A 1,522-nucleotide genomic window follows, 5' to 3' on the forward strand; every position below is an offset into this window, starting at 1 on the left:
GTCTCCTGGGCCAGCTCCTTGACCTCGTTGGCGACCACCGCGAAGCCCTTGCCCGCCTCCCCGGCGCGGGCGGCCTCGATGGTGGCGTTGAGGGCCAGCAGGTTCGTCTGCTCCGCGATGCTGGTGATCACCTTGACCACGTTGCCGATCTCCGCCGAGGACTCACCGAGCTTGGCGACGGTGGCGGTGGTGGTCTCGGCGGCGGTGACAGCGCGGGCGGCCACGGCGGAGGCCTCGGCGGCGTTGCTGGCGATCTCCCGGATCGAGGCACCCATCTGCTCGGCACCGGCGGCCACGGTCTGCACGTTGCGGGACACCTCCTCCGCCGCACCGGCCACCACCCCGGACTGCGCCGAGGTCTCCTCCGCCGACGCCGAGATCTGCGCCGAGGACGCCGACAGCTCCTCCGACGACGCCGCCACCGCGTCGGCCGACGCGGCGACGGCCTGCAGGACGCCGCGCAGGTTGTCCTGCGCCGTGCCGAGCGCGGCGGCCATGCGGCCCAGCTCGTCCTGCCCGCGCACCTCCGGGACGACGGTCAGGTCGCCGTCGGCCATGGCCTCGACCGACCGCTGCACCGAGCGGACGGTGCTCACCAGCCGGCGCACGACGGTCACGGTGAGCGCGCCCGCGACCAGGATCCCGGCGGCCAGGGCCACCCACAGGGTGGTGGTCGCCGAGGCGTGGATGGCGGCGGCCTCGTCGGTGTCGGTCTGGCCGGCGCCGACCCGCCGCTCCTGCATGGCGTTGTACTGGTCCATGAGCACGTCGGAGCGGTCCTGCAGCGGGCCGGTGACCACCGCGGCGGCGGTGGCCAGGTCGCCGGCGTCGGCAGCGGGCACCAGCTGCTCGTCGGCGACGGCGTAGTAGTCCTCGACCGTGGCGCGGAACTCGTCGAACGCCTGCCGGTTCACGGTCACCGCGGCGTAGGCGTCGAGCTGCCCGTCGATGGTGTCCCGCCGCTCGGCCAGGTCGGCGAGCAGCGCGGCCCGGGTCTGCGCGTCGGCGATCGGGTAGGCGTTGTACCGGGACCGGTCGCCCTGCCAGGAGCGCTGGATGTTCGCGAGGTCGGCGAGCCGGACGACGTTGTCGTTGATCCGGACCGCGGCCGCCTCGAGGGCGGACAGCCGGCTGACGGCGAGGACGGTCATCGCGATCGCGACGAGTGCCAGGACGACGACGGAGGCACCGATCTTGACGCCGACCGGCCGGTCGGAGAACCAGCCGCCCGTACGGCCGCTGCGGGTGTGGCTCATGGGGGTCTCCAAGCTGGGGTGGACGGGCGTCAGTAGGTGAAGCGGGCGACGGTGGTGCGCAGGTCGGCGGCCATGCGGGCCAGCTCGTCGACGGCGGTGCGCGTCTGGGTGAGCGCCTGGGTGGTGGAGTCCGCGGCGGTGGACACCCCGGAGATGTTGTCCGCGATCTGACCGGAGCCGTGGGCGGCCTCCTGCACCGAGCGGCTCATCTCGTTGGTGGTGGCCGTCTGCTCCTCCACCGCCGAGGCGATGGTGGTCTGCCGGTC

The 1,522-nt window shown here is 73.7% G+C and carries 1 protein-coding gene and 1 pseudogene; both read right to left on the bottom strand.

The features are described 5' to 3' along the window. The coding region (locus BMZ33_RS22470) for a methyl-accepting chemotaxis protein (protein ID WP_091117124.1) at positions 1 to 1,256 on the bottom strand (1,256 nt) is incomplete at its 3' end. 29 nt (positions 1,257 to 1,285) lie between these two features. After that, positions 1,286 to 1,522: pseudogene (locus BMZ33_RS22475) on the bottom strand (methyl-accepting chemotaxis protein); the annotation flags it as partial.

The organism is Geodermatophilus dictyosporus (assembly GCF_900115505.1).
GTDB lineage: Bacteria > Actinomycetota > Actinomycetes > Mycobacteriales > Geodermatophilaceae > Geodermatophilus > Geodermatophilus dictyosporus.